Raw genomic sequence first — 23294 nt, 5'->3', positions numbered from 1 at the left:
AGGTTAGATAGAAACCCACCTCACAACCGCAAGCGACGGAATCATGATTACCTGCGTTCTCTTGAGGCTATACTGGTGGTGTTTGAGTTTACAAAAGAAACGCGAAAGCGTATACTCAGACAAAATAACCGTTAATTAGAGTACCTCACCGAATAACAGCTACTTCGTGAGGAAATTCCCTTCCTCTTGTGTTAACACTCACATTTAGGGCGTATATAACGTTATTCGAAACTGAATGCCCCTATCCCGGATGAATGCGATTAATCGCGCTTATCGGATGGAGGGCGTTTTTTCATATCGTGGCGGACATAGACAGGGGATAGACAAGATGAGCAGATTGACGAAGGAATTGGCGCAAGAAATTGTAACGCGGACGATGCAAGTGATTCATTATAATGTGAACGTCATGGATGAACGGGGGCGGATTATCGGTTCTGGCGACCGCTCGCGCTTATATCAGAAGCATGAAGGGGCGCTCATTGCGATTGAGAGGAAAGGTCGCTTCGAGATTGACGAGGAAAGCGCGCGCAAGCTGCAAGGGGTGCTGCCCGGAACGAATCTGGCCATTCACTTCCAGGGCGAAGTTGTTGGGGTCATTGGCATTACCGGCGATCCGAACGAGGTGACCAAGTACGGCGAGCTGGTGAAAATGACGGCGGAAATGTACTTGGAGCAAGCAGATCTGCTGGAAAAAGCCCAATGGGATAAGCGGATGAAGGAGGATTTCCTTCAGTCCGTCATTCATGCGGACGGCAAGGATAACGCCATGCTGCGCCTCCAGGCGGAACGGATTGGCTTCCATCCGGATAAGGCGCGGGTTGCATGCATTATGGAGCTGACCGGTGCGCAGGACGCGAATTCATTGTCTACGCTCAAGCAGGTGGTTGAAATATTGGAGGGTCGGCCCGCCATCGACCTGATCGCCATTCGCAATACGCGCCAAATCGTGTTGTATAAGCCCCATCTCCATCCGCGGGAGCCGAACACCGATATATGCGAAGGCATCCGTCACATTCGCAGGCTGCTGGAGGAGAAGCGGATTGCACCGCTCCGCATTGCGGTTGGCAAGGCGTATTCCGGCATCGACGGCTTAATCGCGTCTTACCGTTCCGCGCAAGATACGATGCGGGCAGGCCAGGCGATATTCCCGGAGCAGACGGTATACTACAGTGAAGATATGCCGAATGAGACCGTGGCAGCGAACGTTACGCCTTCGTGGGTGGTGGAAGAGCTGAAGCGGCTATGGTGGCGATTCGCGCAGGAGGATAAGAGCGGGGAACTGCAGCAGACGCTGGCGGCCTATTATGATGAGAACGGCGAGCAGCAGCGCATCGCCGAGCGGCTGTCGATTCATCGGAATACGCTTCGCTACCGGCTGCAGCGCATTCATGAGGCGACCGGCAAAGACCCGAAGCATTTTCGCGATTTATATACGCTGATGACGGCCCGCTGGCTAAGCGCGCTAAGAAGAGAGGAAGCCGGAGAGTGACGGCGTCTGGAAGGAACATGCATGATTTGTGCATTTGAACAAAAAACATGTTCTATAAAGCGCTTTATTTCATTTTTATGCATGATGAAGCGCTTTCACATTACAGGTACAGTCATAGTATAACGAATGGAGACAACACATTAGGGGGTCTTGACTATGGACGTATCTGTAACTGTACTTGGTGCTTTGACGGCATTGGTTGTGGCGATTGTGCTTATATTGCGTAAAGTCCCTCCGGCCTATGGCATGATGATTGGGGCACTTGCCGGGGGGGTCGTCGGCGGAATCGGGCTGGTTGATTCGGTGAATTTGATGATGGAGGGCGCGAAGGGCATGATTCCGGCCGTGCTGCGCATCCTGGCAGCCGGCGTGCTTGCCGGCGTCCTGATTGAATCGGGCGGCGCGAAGACGATTGCTGAAACGTTGGTCCGCAAGGTCGGCGAGACGCGTGCGCTGTTTGCGCTGGCGTTCGCGACGATGGTACTGACGGCGGTCGGCGTATTTATCGACGTCGCGGTCATTACGGTGGCGCCGATTGCGATCGCGATTGCGCAGCGCGCCGACTTGTCCCGCATGGCGATATTGCTTGCCATGATCGGCGGTGGGAAGGCCGGCAACATTATGTCGCCGAATCCGAACGCCATCTCGGCGGCAGAGGCATTCAATATTCCACTGACATCGATGATGATGGCAGGAATCATACCGGCTGTCCTTGGGCTTTTTGCCACTTATCTGATCGCGAAGCGCCTGTCCAAAAAGGGAACGAAGATCACGGGCCAGGAAAGCGTAGACGACGGCGCTCAGCAGCTTCCGAGCTTCCTGGCGGCGATGATGGCTCCGATCACGGCGATTGTGCTGTTGGCACTGCGCCCGCTGGCCGGCATCGTCATCGATCCGGTTATCGCACTGCCGGTCGGCGGCCTCGTTGGCGCCTTGTGCATGGGCCGCATCAAGCAGATCAATCAATTTGCGGTATCGGGCTTGGGCAAAATGTCGGGCGTGGCTATCATGCTGCTCGGCACGGGGACGTTGGCAGGCATTATATCGAATTCGCAATTGAAGGATGTCATCATCGACAGTCTAGCCACCTCCGGCTTGCCGGCTTACTTGCTTGCGCCAATCAGCGGCGCGTTCATGTCCTTGGCCACCGCTTCGACAACAGCCGGTACCGCGGTTGCCAGCTCGGTGTTCGGCTCGACGATTATGGGGCTTGGCGTTGCTTCCCTGGGGGCTGCGGCGATGATTCACGCCGGGGCGACCGTCTTTGACCATATGCCGCACGGCAGCTTCTTCCACGCAACGGGCGGAAGCGTCAATATGGCGATGAAGGAGCGGCTGCGTCTTATTCCGTATGAGACCGCAATCGGTCTCGTTTTGGCCGCCGTATCGACACTGGTGTTCGGCGTGTTCGGCTGGTTCTTGTAATCTGCGGCAAAATGATGGTTCAGGCAGTTGGTTTAGACTGATGGAGAGGGAGTGGAGAGAATGAAGGTTGTAATTGCTCCAGATTCATTTAAAGAGAGTTTATCCGCATTAGAGGCATGTCATGCCATAGAGAAGGGAATGCGCGCCGTATATCCCGAAGCGGATATCGTCAATGTGCCGATGGCTGACGGCGGGGAGGGCACGGTGCAGTCTTTGGTGGATGCGACAGGTGGACGATTGGTTCACCGCGAAGTGACGGGACCGCTTGGCACCCCCGTGACCGCGTTCTACGGCATACTTGGTGACGGAAAGACCGCGATTATCGAAATGGCGGCCGCCTCGGGACTAGCGCTTGTGCCGCCGGAGCAGCGCAATCCGCTCGCGACGACGACGCGCGGCACCGGCGAGCTGATTACGTCGGCGCTGAACGAAGGCGTCAGCACGATTATTCTCGGCTTGGGCGGCAGCGCCACGAACGACGGCGGCGCCGGCATGGCGCAGGCGATCGGGGTGCGGCTGCTTGACGCTCATGGCTCGGAAATTGGCCATGGCGGCGGAGAGCTGCATCGCATTGCCCGCATCGATACGGGCGGAGCCGATCCGCGGCTGAAGCAGGTTGCCTTCGTGGCTGCGTGCGATGTGGATAACCCGCTGACCGGAGAGCGCGGCGCCTCGGCCGTATTTGGCCCCCAAAAAGGCGCCGATCCGGCCATGGTACAGCAGCTTGACGGCAATCTCGCCCATTATGCGGCGATGATTCAAGCATGCTTGGGCCGCGACGTGGCCCAGATTCCCGGCGCTGGCGCAGCCGGAGGGCTTGGCGCCGGTATGCTCGCTTTTTTGGCCGCTGAGTTGAAGCGGGGCGTGGATATTGTTATCGAAGCGACGGGGCTGGCTTCGCATGTGAAGGATGCGGATCTCGTCATTACGGGAGAAGGCCGCATCGACGGACAGACGATTTACGGCAAAACGCCGATGGGCGTGGCCAAGACGGCCAAGCGGTACGGAGTGCCGGTCATCGGCATCGCGGGCTCGCTTGCGGGCGGGCATGAAGCGGTGCTTGAGCATGGCATCGATATGGTGTTCACGATCGTGCCCGGCGTATGCAGCCTGGACGATGCGATAAGACAAGCCGCCGCCAATATGGAGCGTACAGTGCGCAATATGGCGATGACGTTAAAATGCGGTAGCAAGTTGGCTTGAATAAGATGACGATTAGAGACGGGCATGATGGAATTCGAGTATAGGATTTGATTGGCAATCCTGTTGCTAAGGGGCCGTCCCATTAGTAAGTCTGCTTACTCGATGAGACGGCTCAGTGGATGAAAAAACAGCAAAAAATAAAGGAATGGCGGTTCCAGGGAGGTCAGCCCTGTACCGCCATTTCTGTCTTTGACGAGGGATATTTTCCTCCAAATCCATTAATGGTTTGGATAGCACCTCCATTTTACCGAAAAACGGCTTCTTTGCGTCTAAAAAAGTAAGAAATCTGCCCGGCGTAGCGGAGAGGACAAAAGGATTCCGGACAAGCGTCAGTGTTCGCCATTACCCCCACAGTTCGTCTTTACCCAGAACCATTCCAAGAAATGTGGGGGCAACTGCGATGGTAGGAACGATTCGTACACGGAGTGTCTTCTAACAGCAAGCAGGGGTCCTCCCGCAAGATCTAAGATCTTGCGGGAGGACCCCTTGTGACCCCTTACCGTGATTCCGCGTAATACTCCACAAGGAAATCACGGAACGAAATCGCGGCCTTGGACAAGTACCTGGATTCCAGCCATGCAATTTGGAATATGCGGCGGGCCAGAGGCTCCTGAATGCTTAGCTTCGTCAGCTTTAATTCCTCGCCGCTTCTGCATTCACCGATTAAAGCCACGCCAAATCCGGAACGGACCAAATCGGCTATGGTTCCGGGATCCTCCACCTCGCAGACGATCTTCGGCTGAAAACCGGCTTGTTTGCAAAACTCATTATTCATCTTCTGATACGGATGGCCTTCTTTATAACCGACAAACGATTCTCCTGCAGCCTCGCTTAAGTGAATTTGATTTTTTCCGGCTAAGCGGTGGGTAGGGGGAACGGCTAAGAACACCTTTTCGACGAGCAAAGGCAAACTGCGTATATCCGGGTGCCGGATGGGCATGGAAGTGAGAAAGAAATCAACCTCATTATGTTCAATGGTCTGAACCATATCCTCCATCGAAGACTGGATGATATGAAAGTTGACTTTCGGATGTTTGCTTAGAAACAATCTTAAAGGCTCACGGAGCTGCTCCATGTTGGATAGGGCCATATGAATGCGCCCATGCTCCAGTCCCGCCAGATCCTCGACTTCCCGCCGTCCTTCTTCCAGCAGCTGCAGCGCTGCTTTGGCTTTTGCCAAAAATGCTTTGCCATACGGATTGAGACGGATTTGCCGGCCTTGGCGTTCAAATAACGGAGCGCCCAGATCCTCTTCGAGTCTGGAAATGGTCTTGCTGAGCGCCGGCTGAGCAATATGGAGCTCCTCTGCAGCTTTGGTCATATGTTCAAGTCTTGCTACGGTTACAAAATACTTCAGCTGTAACATTTCCATTACGGTCCACCGCCCTTGCTTATATACTCCAGTATATATATACATAGACAATTTTGTATTTTTTATTATCTATCGATGATTATAGAATGATCTCAGAAAGAAGATCAAGGGATTCATGAAAGGATGATCGATATGAGAGCCGCTGCGTTTCGTACGATTGGACCGCCGGATGTCCTGCGTGTCTTGGAATTTGAAGATCCTCAGGCCGGTAGCGGTCAGGTAAGAGTTAGCGTCAAGACAGCTGGCGTACAGCCGGCCGACTGCGGAATCAGGGGGAGCGGCTGGGCACCGCCCGGCGTGACATTGCGGATGCCGCAAATCCTCGGTAACGAGTTCGCCGGAACGATAGATCAGGTAGGTGAGGGGGTCACCGGCTTTGTGGTTGGTGAGGACGTCATTGGCTGGTCTGTACTCGCCTGCTACGCTGAGTATGTGGTGGTCAGCACAAATCAAGTGGTACGCAAACCGGATTCCATGCCTTGGGAAGAAGCCGGTGTCTTGACCGCATCGGGGCAAACCGCTCATACGGCACTTGGGACGTTAGGGGTCGGTCACGGGGATACAGTTTTGATTCATGCGGCAGCGGGTGGCGTGGGTTCTTTTGCCGTCCAAATCGCTCATGCCTGGGGAGCCCGGGTCATCGGAACGGCAAGCGAGCGAAATCATGATTATCTTCGTTCACTGGGTGCTGTTCCTGTTGTTTATGGCCCAGGTCTTGTAGACCGGGTCAAGGCTGCAGCCCCCGAGGGAGTGAGTGCAGCGCTGGATGCCGCCGGGGAAGAAGCGCTGCGGGCTTCGGTGGAGCTTGTCGGCGACCGGAGCCGCATCGGCACGATTGTAGCCTTCGATCGGGTAGAGGAATTGGGCGTTCGCGCGATCCGCAGTCAGCGATCCAAGGATCGATTGGCCGAACTGGTTCAATTATATGAACAAGGGGAACTGAAGATCCATGTGTCCCGGACGTTTTCGCTGAGCGAAGCGGCAGAAGCGCATCGTATCGTGGAGTCCGGCCATGTTCGGGGGAAGGTCGTGCTGCGAATAGACCAGCCATGAGAACCGCGCATGATGTTGGAGGAATGATTCGTGCGCGCAGCGTCATACAAAAGACGGAGGGGGCGTCCCAGACTAAGGTCCAGGAAGAAACTGGTCCGTGGCAGCGTGTTAACTTTTTCCTTCACGATATAATGGATATATACATAAAGAGGAATGGACGTGGAGGTTTTTATGAGAAAACAGAGTATGATGGCAGTGAAAATCTCATCGCTGTTGATATTTGCCGTACTGGTGGGATGCGATGCCGCCAATAATGCGGAGGAAGCATTAAATCAGGAGCTTGATAAACTAGCGCAAGTCGGAAATATTGCCGGCGATTCAGCGCTGGCTATCAGTGATCAAGTAAAGCGGGAAGGGAAAGAGTTCGAGTTGACGACGGCTCAGGAAGCGGGAGCAGCCGAGGGACTGGGCATCGACCATGCCGTAGGCAATATTGAGCTCATCGCTGTACCCGGTAATGAGATCAAAGTAAAAACCACCGTATGGTTTAACGAAACCTTCTTCAAGAATGACAATATTCGTACCCAAGTTACGGAGCAGGCGGCCACTTCTTTTACGCTCAACGACGGTACGCTGGAATTAAGAACGCACCCTAGGGAGGACTCCAGCAAGAGTCTATGGGATTGGTCGCAGAAGCAATTTGGCGATTCCGGATTCATGATTGATTATGTGATCGAAGTACCGGAAGACCTGCACCATATCCGCATCAAGAATGATGTTGGAAAGATTCGGCTGAACGAATTGAAGGGAGCTTTTGAACTTCAGTTGGGAGCCGGGGAAATTTGGCTCGGTAAAACCGAAATCACGGGCAATTCCAAGATCGTATCCGAAGCGGGCAGCGTGAAGCTGGATCTAGAGCAGATCGATAAGGACAGCACGCTGACGGCCACCACATCGGCAGGCAGCATCACGGCTACGTTTGCGCCGTCCATGAAATATACGCTGGATACGCAAACCGAGCTGGGACAGATTACAGGCGCAAGCCGGGGGCAGAGCGATGTAAACGGCGGCGGAGCGAAAATATCCCTGACTACCTCCGTCGGTTCCATCAAAGTTAATCCACAAACGGCACATGACAGCTAAGAACATGCCAGACTCCATAACGAGCTAATCGCTTGGAATAATCGGCGGAAACTCTTCAAATCCCTCTAGTACATAAGGTTATCAAGGATCAATAAATATACAAAAAAACAAACACGGACGGAGCTTTCGTGTTTGTTTTTTTTGTATGTGTAGACCATAGCGCGAATTGGAAATGGGGCTTACATTAACTTCAATACTTGGCACAGCTGATATAGATAGTGCACGCCGCGTATTTGGTTATGGTTGCGGTAGTTGAGGTATACAAGCGTGTCCTTGAGCACCCGTCTGGCATTATGAACTTGATGATGCTCGAGTTCATGCAGTACATCTTTGATGACTTCCAGCGGGTAATTAGCCGAGCGAAGAATCCGAATGATCATGATCTGCCGGATCTGCGCGCCATCGAACCTTCGGTAGCCGTTATCCTGATCCCGGGGCAGATTAAGGACGCCTTCCTTCTCCCAGTGGCGGATGGCCGAGGTAGGAACGCCGGTCTCTGCCGCAACCTCCCCGATAGTCAACTCTCTTTTCCGGCCACGGGCATCGACAACGTCAAGCTGCTCGGTTTCCAGAATGCGGATGGTCCGCTCCGCGAGGATTTTATCCTGCTGCAGATTGGCCTGGACCTCGCTTACGATCCATAGCGCTTCATCCAGCTCGTTCTCCTGCAGTTTGATCATCACTTGCTTTGTAACGTCTACGCCGAAACCGGGAAACATGGCTCTGATGCATTCAAAGTAAGCGGCATGCTCCTCGGTATATATCCGGTAACCGTTCGAAGCACGCTTCGCAGGAGGGACAATTCCCCATTTTTCATAGTGCTTGAGCGCACTTGTGGTAACCCCCAGTTTCTTGGCGATATCAATCGGTCTGATACCCATGATGGTCCCCCTTGCCACATGCGGATCTGCCTGAATCCTTTTTTCTGGGGGATTGTATCATGAAGCATGGCTCAATGAAAAGCCTGCCGGGAAAATGGCGGATCCTCGTCTTAATCTATGTCATGATGATTGTCGTTCCAAAAATGCGCGAATGTATTGGATGATTTCCGGTCCATGTGACTCCAACGCAAAATGCCCGGCATCCTTCAGGATGTGAAGCTCGGCTTCGGGCAGATCACGCAAATACGGATGGGCCCCGTTCTCAGGGAAGATGTGGTCACCTTGTCCCCATACAATAAGCGTTGGTGGCTGCGCATCCCGGAAATACTGCTGCCAAGCCGGGTACAACGGAGGATTTGATCCGTAATCCAAGAACAAATCCAGTTGGATATCCTGGTTGCCGGGGCGGTCCAGCAGCGCTTGATCCAGCGTGTAGGTGTCCGGGCTAATAAGGGAGGTATCATGGACGCCATGAGTATATTGCCACTTCGTTGCCTCGATGCTGGTTAACCAGCGCAGGGCCTCGCGTTTATCCGGGTTCGCGGGATCTTCCCAGTAAGCTTTAATAGGATTCCAGAATTCTTCGAGCCCCTCATCGTAGGCGTTCCCGTTCTGAATGATCAGGCCTCGGATTCGCTCGGGTTGTCGCGCCGCAATCCGGAACCCGACGGGTGCACCATAGTCCATAAGGTAGATGTAGAAGCTCTTGATATTTAATTGGGCGAGCAATTCCTCGATGAGCTGACTGAAATGGTCAAAGCTGTACCGGAACTGATCATGGTCAGGCGCACTGCTGTAACCAAAACCAGGATAATCCGGTGCAATCACGTGGTACTGATCGGCAAGGGCCGGAATCAATTGACGATACATATGGCTGGAAGTCGGGAAACCATGCAGCAGCAGGACAACAGGCGAGCCGGGAGCCCCCGCCTCACGGTAAAAAATATCCAAACCTTCGATTTGAGCCGTGCGGTACTGGATTTTGTGTTCCACTCGATAAACGCCTCCTTGAATAACCTACGATTTTTTATGATGCGTTTGCTATGTAGATCCTTTTGACTGGTCGGAATGATAAGAAAAAAGCACCCCCTGTGATTTTATTAACCATCATAAACGATTTAATGGTATTATATATCCTAATTATTAACCTGTAAAGTGTTGTTTTGAGTATTAAAAAAGGAATCTTAGATGATTTATCTAAGATTCCTTCGTTTGCTGCTGTTTCTGACGCTCCAGATAGGCAGCGACCTTCATGCGGTTCCCGCATGTTTTGGGGCTGCACCAGCGCCTTGTGCTATTTTTGCTATTGTCGTAAAAGCGAAGCACACACGCCGGATTTTCGCATTTTTTCACCAATTTCAGGTCATGGGTGGTTAAAAAATCAACGGCAGATGCGGCAACCGGGGTCAACAGATCCAGCGGCTTGCGAAAAAGCATCCGGCTTTTGCGGCTGTACGCGTTCCCTTCCGCCACAAGCGTTGTGCGAAGGATTTGCTCCTTCAGCAGCCCATTGACATACTGCAGGCTAGCTTCTGTTGAACTCTCGTTCACACTGCCCGGCTGAATCAGATGATAGAGGTGGTCGCGTAGCAATCTGGCGGCTTCCACGATTCCGGCTTCCTCCTCGTTGCCGTTATATACCGCCTTGCGCAGGTTGCGTTCCACCACCGACAGCAGGTTCGCCTTCACCATCCAATCCAGTAAAGAATCGAATGTATCCAGCAAATCCAGCGGTTGACCGTTGACAGCGATCTTGGTATTGACGAAATCCAGTACGGGATGGTTGCCAATAAAATAAAATTCGGGTGCGATTTTTTTCGGCATAGGTACCGCTCTCCTCAGAACGTACGATAAGTACTTATTTGTAGCCCATTATATAGTCAATGCTGTGTTTACACAAATGAAACGGCACCAAACATTATACATAAACCTTAAAGCTCCGTGACGGCTTTTGATATCGAAATCGGCGATAGATCAACCTTTTTATGTTTGGGATTTTGTACTTGCATCAATGTTGTAAGATGGGTTTGTAAAATGAAGTATTGGAGCTAAGGTTCCAAAATGAAAGAGTATTCGAAGCGAGTTTTATGGTGAAGGTTCTCAATGAAGCTCAGCTCCACAACACTTTAGGAGGTTTGGAAATGGAAGGAACGATTAAGATTCGCGGTGCCCGGGAGAACAACCTAAAGAATGTTTCGCTTGAAATCCCGAAGTACAAACTGGTTGTCATGACAGGGCCGTCCGGCTCCGGGAAGTCGACGCTCGCAATGGATACACTGCAGCGGGAGTGCCAGCGGCAGTACATGGAATCCATGGGCATGGTGTCGGACTCGGTCAGCAAGCCGAAGGTGGATTCGATTGAAGGACTTTCCCCGTCGATCAGCGTGGGACAGCACATTACGAACCGGAATCCAAGATCCACCATCGGAACGGTGACGGATATCTACACGCTGCTTCGAATTCTGTTTGCCAAGCTTGGTGAACGTACCTGTCCGTCCTGTGGCGATACGGTGATACCTCATGTGGATGGAGAAGCCTATCACGGACTTGCGGATGAGGAAGAGATCAGCGATTCCCACGAGACGGTTCATTGTAGGCGATGCGGCCATGGTCTCGAAAAATTGACGATGTCGCATTTTTCCTTTAACAAGCCGGAAGGCGCATGCGTAACATGCAGCGGACTCGGTCAAACGGTGAGTCTGAACATGGGTGCCGTGTTCCGTCCGGAATTAAGCCTAAGAGACGGCGGGGTGGCAACGTGGTACAGCGCTCTTACCGATTATAACACCAGCATTCTGAAAGCGGCAGCCAAGTATTACGGGTTCGCATTCGATGAGTTCATGCCGCTTCGGGATTATGACGAGGTTCAGCGTGATCTCCTGTATTTCGGCGTTGAGAGCGAGCAGTTCAGCCGGCATTTTCCTGAGATGAAGCCGCCGAAGTCCGTAGGACAAGGCAAGTACGAGGGTGTAGTTACCGGAATATGGAGAAGGTACCGGGAGAAGGGGAGCGAGTCCGGGGAAGCCTCCCTGTTTCATGAGCATGTCTGTCCGGACTGCCACGGAACGAAGCTCAAGGAGGACAGCCGCCGCGTCCGGATAGAGGGCGTCTCCATTAACGAAGTCAACGCCTGGTCGATCGGGGAAGCCTTGAACTGGATGGAGGCACTGCTGAAGAAGCTGACGGCGGACCAATTAATGATTGTGGAACCGCTCATTCATGATTCCGTCGTCAGACTACAACGTATTATGGATGTCGGATTGGGTTACATGTCCATGGAGAGGCAGGTCGTCACCATGTCAGGCGGAGAAGCCCAGAGGCTTCGGCTCGCATCGATTCTGGGATCAGGCCTCACGGGGGTACTTTACATTTTGGACGAACCGACAACGGGACTGCATCCCAAAGATACCAGGGGACTCATCCAGGTTCTGAAACAACTGAGAGATTTGGGCAACACGGTGCTCGTCATCGAGCATGACGAAGAAGTGATGCGGGCCGCTGACCATATCATTGATATCGGACCGGGTGCGGGAACGATGGGCGGTACGGTTGTCGGTCAAGGAACGCTGGAGGAATTGATCCATAATCCCCAGTCCGTGACCGGATCCTACTTCCGGGATAACACGAAGCTCACGGCACCGAGTCGGCGCAGGGCTGGAAACGGAAGCCTGCTGACGATCAAGGATGCACATTTAAGAAATCTGAAACATATCACGACGTCTTTCCCGCTCGGCTGTCTCATATCGGTGACAGGCGTATCGGGATCTGGTAAATCCACACTTTTGTTTGATCTTCTGGCGGAATCCGGAAGTGATCAATCAACTCCAATCGGCTGCAAGGCCATCACAGGTTGGGAATCGGTAGGGCAGCTGATTACGGTTGACCAATCACCGGTATCCCGAATGCAGCGCTCCAACATTGCTACGTATACCGATGTTTACACCCATATCAGAAACTGGTACGCCAGCTTGCCGGAAGCCAAGGAAAGTCAATTGACGGCCAAGCACTTTTCCTTTAACACGCAAGGTGGGCGATGCGAGACATGCCAAGGCCTTGGCGTCGTGTCCGTGCATATGCACTTCCTTCCGGAGCTGGAAGTACGTTGTCCGGATTGCAAGGGCAAGCGGTTTAAGGAAGAGGTTCTGCGCGTGACCTATAACGGTTACACCATCTCCGACATTTTGGATATGACCATTGAGGAAAGTCTGTCGATTCTGGAGGATCGACCGAAAATCATGGAATTGACCCAACTGCTCTGCGATGTCGGACTGGGGTATTTGAAGTGGGGGCAATCGGTGAGTACTTTATCCGGCGGTGAGGGGCAGCGGATTAAATTGGCCAAGGAACTGAGCAAAAAAACGAAGAATCACACGCTGTATTTGCTGGATGAACCTTCAACCGGGCTTCACCCGGGAGATGTCCGGCAGCTGCTCGTTCTGTTGAACCGCTTGGTGGACGCGGGGAACACTGTGATTTTGGTTGAACACAATCTGGATTTGATCTGGAATTCCGATTGGATCATCGATATCGGGCCTGGCGGGGGAGCAGCCGGTGGATCCCTGGTGGCGACAGGAACGCCCGAAGAAGTGGCTGCAGTGGAAGCCTCGTTTACCGGCCGCTTTATCAAAGAAATCTATATGTGACGGGTTGAACGAGAAGGGAGGAAGTTTGTATGGAGCAAGCCGTAGATGAGAAAGGCAAGGTAACAAAAACCACGGTTCGATATTTTATCAAGCTGCTGCGTTCTTCGGGCATTCCGAAGCTGGTGCTCTTTCTGGCGATCGTATTAAGTTTGGTCGGGGCGGTGACGGGACTTATCGTCCCGCTCATCACCGGCCAGCTCATCGATAATTTTGCCGCAGATGCGTTTAATATTCGCATGGTCGGCTTTCTGGCCGTCCTCTTCCTGCTGGAAGCCGTGGCCAGCGGACTTTCGTATTATATGCTTGCCTATGTCGGGAACCAGACGGTGAACAAAATTCGGAAACGGCTCTGGACGAAGGTGCTAGCCTTGCCGGTTCCGTTCTTCGACAAGCATCGCTCGGCCGAGACGATGAGCCGTGTGACCAACGACACGAATGAAGTAAAGACGCTGATCACGGATCATCTGATCGCTTTTTGTTCGAATCTATTGACCGTTTTGGGGGCGGTTGCCATATTGTTTTACTTGGATTGGCGGATGACCCTCATTATCCTGATTGCCGTTCCGGTCGGGTTCGGCATATTAATGCCCATCGGCGGAAAAATGTACAAAATCTCCATCAGTATGTATGGACAGCTGGCCCAGCTGTCCGCCATGCTGACCCAGGTGATCGGCGAGATCCGCCTGGTGAAAGCCTCCAACGCAGAACGGAGGGAGGAGAAAAGCGGGTACGAGGATATGGACAGCCTGTATCGTTTTGGCATGAAGGAAGCCAGGATCAACTCGGTCCTGATTCCGTTGATGTCGATGGTCATGGTTGTGCTGCTGGTGGTCATCATCGGATACGGCGGCGTTCGCGTCTCTTCCGGCGCGCTTAGCGCAGGCGAGCTGGTATCGTTTATCCTGCTGCTGTTCCAGATCATGTTTCCTTTCAGCCAGTTTGCCACGTTCTATTCCCAGCTCCAGAAGGTGATGGCGGCAACCGAGAGATTGCGGCTTATCCTCGAATATGAGCCGGAGAGCGACGATCGTGCGGTGCGTACTGCACCGGAAGGGCATCGGGACGTTGCATTTAAAGAGGTGACGTTTGCTTACCATGAAGGCGAGACCATTCTGTCCGAGGTATCCTTTTCGATACCTGCCAAGAAGGTCACCGCGCTGGTAGGACCCAGCGGCAGCGGCAAAACCACCGTGTTTTCCTTGATTGAGCGGTTCTACACGCCATCCGGCGGGGAAATTTACTTTGGCTCGGAAGCGATCCGTGATTATACTTTGGAGTCCTGGCGGCGAAAGCTAGGATATGTGTCCCAGGACAGCCCGCTGATGACCGGAACGATCCGGGACAATATCGTCTATGGACGGGAGGAGCCGGTCTCCGACGAGGAAATTGCCGAAGCGGCGAAATTGGCCTATGCCGAAGGATTTATTGAGGCCTTGCCGAGAGGATATGACACGGAGGTTGGGGAGCGAGGCATCCAGTTATCCGGAGGTCAGCGTCAACGGGTGGCGATTGCAAGGGCGCTGCTTCGGAAGCCGGACATCCTGCTTCTGGATGAAGCGACGGCAAGCCTGGACAGCGACTCCGAGCATGAAGTGCAGAAGGCGCTGAACAATCTGATGGTCGAGCGTACGACCGTGGTCATCGCGCACCGGTTATCGACCGTCGTCGAGGCGGACCAGATCATTGTGCTTGAAAAAGGACAAATTACGGGAAGCGGGACGCATGAGGAATTGATCCGTAACCATCCATCCTATGTCGAGTGGGCGAAGAAGCAGTTCCAGACCGGGGAATAGGTACGGGGCGGGAAGGATTATTTACTGCCTGAAACGAATATAACGACAAAGTGACATAGCCTTTAGTTTAGATGAGATTAGAGGAGATGAGCAGAGCATGGCGCAGATCAAAATTTACGGCGTCCGGGAGCAGCTGAACCCGGTGAAGGAGCAGCTGTCGGAAGTGATACATTCGTGCGTGGTAGACGCATTTGAACTTCCGGCGGATAAGAAATTCCATCGGTTTTTTCCCATGAACGGGGAGGATTTCCACTTCCCTGACGGCAGAACGGATCGCTACACCGTGATCGAGATCAGCGTATTTGAAGGTCGTACTGTGGAGGCCAAGAAACATCTGATTCGATTGTTATTCGAACGGATTCAGAATACGCTGCATATCGCACCGCAGGATGTGGAGATTATGATATTTGAAACACCGCAGCATAACTGGGGAATCCGGGGGTTGCCCGGGGATGAATTAGCTCTGGGTTATAAGGTGAATATTTAGAGCATCCAGAAAGCGCGAAGTGCTTAAGGGACAGTCCAAGCGACTGTCCCATTTTATGGTTATGGAGAATGCAGGACTCCCCACTTTCACTCCTTCAAACGTTCTATAATAAGATTTAAATCGGCAACCAGCTTGGTCATGATGTCGGCTGCATCCGAGACTTGCTTAATGGATTCAAAATGTCCCCGGAACGCTTCGACGATTTCATGAGTATGCTCCGCCGTTTCACTTGTAAACTGGGTCATTTCTTGAATGGACTGATTCATTTGGTCGGAACCCGTATTTAACTGCTGTGTGGATGCGGAGATTTCTTGCATTTGGAGCGCTACCTGCTTTACGGCATGATAGATTACTTCGAATGAAGCCTTCGCCTGATCTACAACCTGCAACCCGGTGTTCATGTTGTGGTCCACTTGGCCGATGCTGCCTAACAGATCGGCGGTTTCTCTATGTATAGTCCGGATCAGCTCCGTGATTTCCTCAACGGAGGCGGAGGATTGCTCGGCGAGCTTGCGGATTTCACCCGCTACAATCGCGAACCCTCTACCGGCCTCGCCGGCTCTTGCCGACTCGATGGAAGCGTTTAATGCCAGCAAATTCGTCTGGCTTGCAATACTTTGAACCACCTGCAATATATGTCCGATCCGGGCAATATGGTGGTTTAACGTATTTACCGCCTCTTGCGATCTAGTGACGGATTGACCGGTATTTCTGATCTCGGATACGATATTACCGATCATATGACTGCCGAACTCTGCTTGTCTGGCGGATTCTTCGGATGCAGCTGCGGCTTCTGTTGCCGAAGCTGCCACATGCCGGATTCCTACAGCAATATCGCCAATGGCGGCGGTATTCGCTTTCATAACATGTAACTGATGATGTGCTCCGGCGGCTACTTGCTGAACAACTCCGCCAAGATGCTTGCTGATCTCTGTGCTGTGCCCTGATTGACTGCTTAGCTGCAGCGCCGTGTCATTCAATTGGAGGGAGGTCTGCGACAATTTCGATGTGATCTCCTCAATGATCGCGGCACGCTGTTGATGCTGCTCCTCTTTTAATAATGTTTCGATCTTCAGTGTGCTGAGAATTTGCCAGCTGGTTGCTGCCGATGTGAAGATCAGGAATAAGGCATGTATGAGAAGCATGGTGAGCGAGTAACTGGTTGTTCCGAACACAAGTTCAGGAATGACCAGATAGCCAAGCAAATGGTGTATGGCAAATATAGCCGTCATCAATATGATAAGTCTTATATCTTTATAATAGGATAATGCAGCAACAACCATAAAGATGGAAAAGTGAAATTCGACGTGACCGCCTGCGCCGGCAATCATCGAAACGCTTCCAAGCGTAAGGATGAGCGTGTGTAAGTACGGAATCATCGGATGATCCGAACGTCTTGCATAGATGGCCAAAGTTATTGCCAGTAGAACAATAGGGAGGGCAAGCAGCATATACAATGTAGGGCCGAACTGACTCTCCATCTCGGATGATGTGAGCATGCCATGTGCATGCATGGTGTGATCAAACAGATGAAATTTCCGGGCGAGCAGATGTACGATGCCGGCAATAACCATGACGGCCAGTGAGACTGAATTCATAAGCTTGTTCTTTTGTTTCAGCATAAAAAGTTTATCGCGCTCCTTATCTTTCGATATAATGACATGAAAACCTCGATATATCCTACCGTATTTGACAGGAGTTAGCGTTTTCCTTCAAATCGAGATATATAATTTTAAAATATGAAAAATGGTTCTATACGATTTATTTATCGGTATCTGAATTCAAAATTAAAGAGGGGGATATTCTTGACCTTACAGCAGCTGAAATACGCCATTGAAGTAGCCAATCGAGGCTCGATGAATGAGGCGGCCAAACGCTTGTTCATTTCTCAGCCCAGCCTGTCCAACGCGATCAAGGATCTGGAAGAGGAGCTCCGCATTACGATATTCGAGCGGACCAACAAAGGCATATCATTGTCCAAAGAGGGCGCGGAGTTTCTAGGATATGCACGACAGGTGGTAGAGCAGGCCGAACTACTGGAGGGGCGTTATCTGAACGCGAAGCCTTCTCCGCAGCATTTTTCGGTATCCACACAGCACTATGCCTTTGCGGTTAATGCCTTCGTGAAGCTGGTTCAGGAATACGGACAGGATGAATATGAGCTGGCATTGCGGGAGACGAAGACTTATGAAATCATCCAGGATGTCAAGACCCTGCGCAGCGAAATCGGCATTCTGTACCTCAATGAATTTAATGCCAAGGTGATCAACAAGCTGTTGAAGGATGCAGGACTGCAGTTTACCAGCTTGTTTACGGCCAGACCGCATATTTTTATCAGCATCAAAAATCCGTTGGCCAAGCAGTCCATCGTGACCATTGACGAGCTTCAGAATTATCCGTATTTGTCATTTGAGCAAGGGGAATACAATTCGTTCCACTTCTCTGAGGAAATCCTCAGCACGCTGTCCCATAAAAAAAGCATCCGTGTCAATGACCGCGCGACCCTGTTCAATCTGCTGATTGGTCTGAATGGCTATACGATTTCAACCGGGGTGCTGAGCGCTGACCTGAACGGGAACGAGATTATTCCGGTTCCGCTCGCATGCGATGAGACAATCAACGTCGGATGGATCAGCCATAAGAATGCGACCCTATCCAAGCTTGCTGCCGCTTATGTCGAGGCGCTGCATGAAGCGATATCCACCAGATTTTGATGGGTATAGCTTCCAGCTATAGTTAGCTATAGTTTATAAGAGTTACTGTACAACGACAGCAGTATGGTATACCTTTCTTACAGAGAAATTTTTTTTCGGTGAGGGGGAGGAACCATAGATGAGTAGAGCAGTAGAGAATGCATCCAAAAGAACGGTGACCCCTGAGATTTGGAACTCGTAATCAAATAGTCATCCCTCATATCCCCCCTGGGAGGTATCGGAAAAGGATTCCGATAACCCGCTCAGGGGGATTTTTATTAGCGGTTGGACATGATCTGGTTACGGAATTCCCCCGGCGACATGTTGGTGGACTGCTTGAATACCCGGCATAAATAATGGACCTCCATTCCCACCTTCCTCCCGATTTCCTCCAGCGTCAAATCCGTGGTCATCAGTAGACCTTTTGTCTTCTCGATCCTGACTTTAATAATATACTGCACAGGTGTCATCTTCATTTTGGATTTGAAGAAGCGGATGAAATAGTTGGGATTATAATGGATAAGTCCTGCCAGCTGTTCCACGCTGACGTTATCTTTGATGTGCTCCTCGATATACTGGAATACCGTGTTCAGCTTCTGCATATCGGGCAGCATGGACAGCGAGATTTGGCCCTCGGGAACGATGTCAAGATAATGTCGGACAAGCTTCATCAGTATTTCGTTCCTTTGCAGTGGGGCGGTCCAGGCGCTGCTCCGATAGGCATCGATCAGTTCCTTGAATAACAGCTCCATATATGACTCGTCCGGCACATCCAGCACGTGGGGAAGATGAATCAGCTGAAACAAGTTCAGCGTGTCCACCTTGGCGGTAAAATGGCACCAGAACTTCCTGTAGGTATTGTCGCCCACGACAGAGATGGAATGAACCGATCCGGCTGGCATGAGCACGATTTGCCCGGGGGAGGGATGATATTCTTGTTCGTCGATCTTAATCCAGCCTTCCCCTTCCCTTATAAAATAAAGGGCGTTATAGGACGGCCTCATATTAAAGAAGCGCCAGTTCTGGGACACTTTATCAACCTTGGCAATGGATAAGCGAAGATTCGCGTTAGCCAGGTAGTTCTGAATCAACTTCAGGTGGTTAATATCCATTGGCTGCCCCCTACCGGTTGTGTATTTTGGATACATTGATGTGTTTTTTATGCATTTCAAATCCGAGCGGCATTCATTAAGCTAAATGAGAAATCGCATTCCATGACATATCAAGGGGGAGGAAATGAATTCAAAGCTTATGGCTGATCTGCCATTCCATCAGGATATCAAAGGAAATCGAGGAGGAATCGTTAAGGAATGATGATGATGAAACGGATTAAGAAATACGCAGTAATCGGGTCCGCGATATTATTAATGACCGCATCCATTGCATCTGCCGAACCTGCGGAGATCAGTAAACGGACGGTGACGGATCCTGCTATGGCAAATACCGCCGGGATGCCCGAAATTGAATCATCCGGAGCGACTGATTCCGCTTGGTCGGCAGGAACGCCACTGGACGTACTTAAGAACGATTTCAGCATATTTTATAAGGAATTGCAAGCGATTCCATATTTCGCTGGCGGCGGTGTTGCTGCAGTAGGGGATACGGCATTCAATATCAACGTGCCCGATTATATTCCAACGATTTCGGCAGCCCGTTACGGCAAAGGGCGTATCGTTGTCGCGGGGAGCAAGGAGTATTTCAATCTGACTGAGTCGGCGGGTGATACTGCCGGTAAACTGGCCCGGAATATTTTATGGTGGCTGACGGAAGATGCCACCACGAATCAAGGTCAAGGAAACGATTATACGAACCGCTATGAAGATGCATTGAAGAAATCTGGGAAGAAGGTTCGATTGATAACGACCTCCGCCGGGCTTACGGTAAACCCGGATTTGCCCATTGAATTGGTGAAAATCGACAGTTGGGATTCCGTAAACCTGAATCCGCAAAAATACGCGGCAGCCTATGTAGACCCAACGATGAAGGAAAAGGATCTGGATGCGCTGGATCAATATCTAAGGTCAGGCGGCGGCATTGTCGTGGCGGATAACCTGAGCGGCATCGAGGGAATAACGCGTGATACCCCTGAGGAAATCGTGCTTCAGGTCGGTAATCTGAGGGGAGCCAGACTGAGCCGTGATTTTGCGATTCAAAAGCTGCTTAACCGGGCCGGGCTGACGCTGATGAACCGAGGCTCGGAGTCTAGTGTGGGCGAATCGGCATTGACCTATGAGCAAGCCAACAAACATCATATCAAGACACGGCTTGCTCAAGGCAAGGAAGTGGAAGAGGGAACGATCACTTACGATCAAATCGATATCGGCCCGCCGGGCACCCCTGCGAACAAAAAACAGGAGCGGCTCTACCATATACTAAACGAGACACTCGAAACACTATCCAGCGAATCCCCGCTGTACGCTTGGGCAGATACGGAGGCCGGCAGCCTGCCGCCCGCCGTGTTCCCGATCCAAAAATTTCAGCAGCCCTATACGAATGCGCTGCATAACTTCCGCTTCAGTCATTTTACCTTGGATCCGGCCAACGAGAAATCTCCGTATGCCGACGCATTTCCGGGAGTAGTTTCGGAGGAAGCGGTCATCGTGAACGACCGGGAAGTCGAGGTCGACTTTGATTTCCCCAATACGATGTACACGCACGCCCTTCCGTCGAAAAACTGGATCAGTACCGGATTGTATGCACCCCCCGGTAAAGTGATTACGCTTGAAGTACCGGAAGGCGTGGAGCATTTAACGGTTCAAATCGGTTCGCATGATGACGATTTGAGAGGATCCGGCAAGTGGGGACGAGTTCCGCTTATCGTAAACCACCAGAAGCTGACCCCGGGCATCCATCAAGTTAACAGCCCATATGGTGGCTTCATATATCTCATTCCCCTAAAGGCGAAGGATGATTTCCGGGCAACCGTCAAGATCAGCGGTGCGGCGGAAGCACCGTATTACGTGCTTGGCAAGACTACGCTTGAGGAATGGGAGAGCATTCGCACCGGGCCGGTTGCCGTCCCTTTTGCGGAGCTTCAAGGCGAACGTATTATCCTGACGTTCCCCTCGGATTTGATTCGCCAAGTAACCGACCCGGAGGAGTTAATGCGGACCTGGGACGAAATCTACGACAGTTATGATGAACTGGTAGGTCTTGATCCGGACAGGGCGATGCCGCATACCGCTCATCAATTGAATCGCCGTTACGTCGCCGACGGACAGATCTCATCGGGGGCAATGCATGCGGGATATCCGATCATGATGCCGTTCAGTTATGCGGCCAACCTGCTGGATGTCCATTATGTAAAAACAAGCGCTTGGGGATTCTGGCATGAACTTGGGCATGAATACCAGCAGCGGACATGGACCTGGAGCGATGTCGGGGAAGTGACCGTTAACCTGTTCTCACTTTATACCCAAGAGAAGTACGGGAATGCCTCCGAACTATTGAAAATCGGGAATGACGGCAAGAATTATTATGACCGGGGAATCGAATTTGTAGAACGTCATGATCCGGCAAAAAAATACGGTCAAATCGGCAATTATGAAAGACTGGTGATGTTCAAGCAGCTTCAGCTTGCTTACGGCTGGGAATTCTATACCCGGATATTCGAGAAATACCGCGAATTATCCCGCGATGAAATTCAAGGCACGGTCGATACTTTTGCCGTCATAGCTTCTCAAACGGCTGGAGAGGACCTGACTGAATTTTTCGACAAATGGGCAATAGGTCTGACGGAAGACGGAAAAGCAAGGATTGCCTCATTGAATTTGCCTAAGCCGCAAACCGATATTTGGACGTTAAGAGAATAACCATGAAGAAGCCATGCTTTCTCGATTGAGGAAGCATGGCTTTTTTGTTTATGCAATATAACATATTTTTGTGCAGGATATTGCATGCATGTGACTTTTTGCATACAATGGAATGGTAAATGATATGTACGTTAAGATACTTCGGATCCACGGGAGGAATTTCATATGTCCAGTCAATCGTTAAGCGCTTTCTTACAGGATAATCTAACGGAACTCAAGCAGCAAGGGCTCTATAATACCATCCAGCCTCTTGAAAGTCCGAATGGCCCGCTTATTACCATTCAGGGTCGTGAATTCGTGAATTTATCTTCCAACAACTATCTCGGACTGGCGAATGATGAGCGATTGAAAGAAGCGGCCATCCGGGCTACGACCGATTTCGGGACCGGAAGCGGCGCTGTTCGCTCCATCAACGGAACGCTTGCACTTCATGTAGAGCTTGAGGAGAAGCTTGCGCAGTTCAAGGGAACCGAAGCGGTGCTGACGTATCAGTCCGGTTTCAATTGCAATATGGCGGCGATCTCGGCGGTGATGGGTGCCGGGGATGCGATTTTGTCGGATGAATTAAACCATGCGTCCATTATTGACGGCTGCCGATTGACCAAGGCGAAGGTTATTCGTTTTAACCATTCGGACATGGACGATTTGCGTTCGAAAGCGAAAGAAGCGAGAGAATCCGGTTTATATAACAAAATTATGGTTATTACCGACGGCGTGTTCTCGATGGACGGCGATATTGCGAAGCTCCCCGAAATCGTGGAGATTGCCGAAACCTATGATTTGATCACTTATGTAGATGACGCGCATGGATCGGGTGTACTTGGAAACGGTGCGGGTACGGTGAAGCACTTCGGTTTATCGGAGCGGGTAGATATTCAGATCGGCACGCTGTCCAAGGCGGTTGGAGCCGTCGGCGGTTATGTTGCCGGATCCCAGGATCTGGTGAATTGGCTCAAGGTCCGCAGCCGACCGTTCCTGTTCTCCACGGCGCTGCCTCCAGGCACCGTAGCCGCTTGCATCACGGCTATCGACATCCTGCGGAACAGTAAGGACCTTCAAGAGAAGCTGTGGGAGAACACGAGATACCTGCAGGAAGGGCTCAAAAATCTTGGCTATTCTGTCGGCCGTACGGAAACTCCGATTACGCCTTGCATCATTGGAGATGAAGCTACCACCCAGAAATTCAGCACCAGATTGTACGAAGAAGGCGTGTATGCCAAATCGATTGTATTCCCGACGGTGCCAAAAGGCACGGGAAGAGTTCGGAATATGCCAACCGCCATCCATACGAAGGAGATGCTGGATCGCGCACTTTCCGCATATGAAACCATCGGACGCGAGCTGGGTCTGATCTAATAAG

General features: G+C 51.6%; 17 protein-coding genes. 11 read left to right on the top strand and 6 right to left on the bottom strand.

Features of this window, described 5'->3' with window-relative positions; genetic code table 11:
* Positions 1–328: 328 nt before the first annotated feature.
* From PAEVO_RS16850 to PAEVO_RS16840, 3 genes are all read left to right on the top strand, one after another.
* A complete protein-coding gene (locus PAEVO_RS16850) occupies positions 329–1489 on the top strand; it encodes a sugar diacid recognition domain-containing protein (protein ID WP_100538575.1) in 1161 nt (386 codons plus the stop codon).
* A gap of 156 nt (positions 1490–1645) precedes the next feature.
* Positions 1646–2914: a GntP family permease gene (locus tag PAEVO_RS16845; protein WP_100538574.1), complete on the top strand. Its 1269-nt coding sequence runs from the start codon at positions 1646–1648 to the stop codon at positions 2912–2914.
* A gap of 60 nt (positions 2915–2974) precedes the next feature.
* Positions 2975–4117 (top strand): glycerate kinase, encoded by a 1143-nt coding sequence (locus tag PAEVO_RS16840; RefSeq protein ID WP_100538573.1) that lies wholly within the window; start codon positions 2975–2977, stop codon positions 4115–4117.
* A gap of 496 nt (positions 4118–4613) precedes the next feature.
* Here PAEVO_RS16840 and PAEVO_RS16835 read toward each other — a convergent pair whose 3' ends face one another.
* Positions 4614–5489, bottom strand: coding sequence for a LysR family transcriptional regulator (locus PAEVO_RS16835; RefSeq protein ID WP_100538572.1), 876 nt, complete (start codon positions 5487–5489; stop codon positions 4614–4616).
* A gap of 132 nt (positions 5490–5621) precedes the next feature.
* On the opposite strand from PAEVO_RS16835, the gene PAEVO_RS16830 reads away from it, so the two are divergent.
* The gene (locus PAEVO_RS16830) at positions 5622–6542 is read left to right on the top strand and encodes an NADP-dependent oxidoreductase (protein ID WP_100538571.1); all 921 of its coding nucleotides are present in this window, start codon (positions 5622–5624) and stop codon (positions 6540–6542) included.
* 171 nt (positions 6543–6713) lie between these two features.
* Complete coding sequence (locus PAEVO_RS16825) at positions 6714–7625, top strand: DUF4097 family beta strand repeat-containing protein (RefSeq protein WP_243390805.1); 912 nt, start codon at positions 6714–6716, stop codon at positions 7623–7625.
* A 179-nt stretch (positions 7626–7804) separates the two neighbouring features.
* Here PAEVO_RS16825 and PAEVO_RS16820 read toward each other — a convergent pair whose 3' ends face one another.
* The 3 genes from PAEVO_RS16820 to PAEVO_RS16810 form a co-directional block, all read right to left on the bottom strand.
* Complete coding sequence (locus PAEVO_RS16820; RefSeq protein ID WP_100538569.1) at positions 7805–8506, bottom strand: MerR family transcriptional regulator; 702 nt, start codon at positions 8504–8506, stop codon at positions 7805–7807.
* A 120-nt stretch (positions 8507–8626) separates the two neighbouring features.
* A complete protein-coding gene (locus tag PAEVO_RS16815; RefSeq protein WP_100538568.1) occupies positions 8627–9499 on the bottom strand; it encodes an alpha/beta fold hydrolase in 873 nt (290 codons plus the stop codon).
* 204 nt (positions 9500–9703) lie between these two features.
* Positions 9704–10330, bottom strand: coding sequence for a CGNR zinc finger domain-containing protein (locus PAEVO_RS16810; RefSeq protein WP_100538567.1), 627 nt, complete (start codon positions 10328–10330; stop codon positions 9704–9706).
* Positions 10331–10647: 317 nt separating this feature from the next.
* On the opposite strand from PAEVO_RS16810, the gene uvrA reads away from it, so the two are divergent.
* The 3 genes from uvrA to PAEVO_RS16795 all read left to right on the top strand — a co-directional run bounded on the left by uvrA (position 10648) and on the right by PAEVO_RS16795 (position 15429).
* Positions 10648–13149, top strand: a complete 2502-nt coding sequence (gene uvrA / locus PAEVO_RS16805; protein ID WP_100538566.1) for an excinuclease ABC subunit UvrA — start codon at positions 10648–10650, stop codon at positions 13147–13149.
* A gap of 29 nt (positions 13150–13178) precedes the next feature.
* Positions 13179–14942 carry an ABC transporter ATP-binding protein gene (locus PAEVO_RS16800; protein ID WP_100538565.1) on the top strand — a complete coding sequence of 588 codons (1764 nt, stop codon included), beginning with the start codon at positions 13179–13181 and terminating at the stop codon, positions 14940–14942.
* Positions 14943–15039: 97 nt separating this feature from the next.
* Entirely contained in the window at positions 15040–15429 is a 390-nt protein-coding gene (locus PAEVO_RS16795; protein ID WP_100538564.1) for a tautomerase family protein, read from the top strand.
* Positions 15430–15515: 86 nt separating this feature from the next.
* Here the strand turns inward: PAEVO_RS16795 and PAEVO_RS16790 are convergent, their stop codons facing one another.
* Complete coding sequence (locus PAEVO_RS16790) at positions 15516–17051, bottom strand: methyl-accepting chemotaxis protein (protein WP_100538563.1); 1536 nt, start codon at positions 17049–17051, stop codon at positions 15516–15518.
* Between the two features lie 183 nt (positions 17052–17234).
* On the opposite strand from PAEVO_RS16790, the gene PAEVO_RS16785 reads away from it, so the two are divergent.
* Complete coding sequence (locus PAEVO_RS16785) at positions 17235–18143, top strand: LysR family transcriptional regulator (protein ID WP_100538562.1); 909 nt, start codon at positions 17235–17237, stop codon at positions 18141–18143.
* 257 nt (positions 18144–18400) lie between these two features.
* Here PAEVO_RS16785 and PAEVO_RS16780 read toward each other — a convergent pair whose 3' ends face one another.
* Positions 18401–19234: a helix-turn-helix transcriptional regulator gene (locus PAEVO_RS16780; RefSeq protein WP_165789677.1), complete on the bottom strand. Its 834-nt coding sequence runs from the start codon at positions 19232–19234 to the stop codon at positions 18401–18403.
* A 198-nt stretch (positions 19235–19432) separates the two neighbouring features.
* On the opposite strand from PAEVO_RS16780, the gene PAEVO_RS16775 reads away from it, so the two are divergent.
* Positions 19433–21934: a M60 family metallopeptidase gene (locus tag PAEVO_RS16775; protein WP_100538560.1), complete on the top strand. Its 2502-nt coding sequence runs from the start codon at positions 19433–19435 to the stop codon at positions 21932–21934.
* Positions 21935–22099: 165 nt separating this feature from the next.
* Positions 22100–23290 (top strand): glycine C-acetyltransferase, encoded by a 1191-nt coding sequence (locus PAEVO_RS16770; RefSeq protein WP_100538559.1) that lies wholly within the window; start codon positions 22100–22102, stop codon positions 23288–23290.
* Positions 23291–23294: the final 4 nt, after the last annotated feature.

Source organism: Paenibacillus sp. GM2FR (assembly GCF_002803325.1).
GTDB classification, from domain to species: domain Bacteria; phylum Bacillota; class Bacilli; order Paenibacillales; family Paenibacillaceae; genus Paenibacillus_AQ; species Paenibacillus_AQ lautus.
This window is presented reverse-complemented; position numbering and strand designations above follow the sequence as displayed.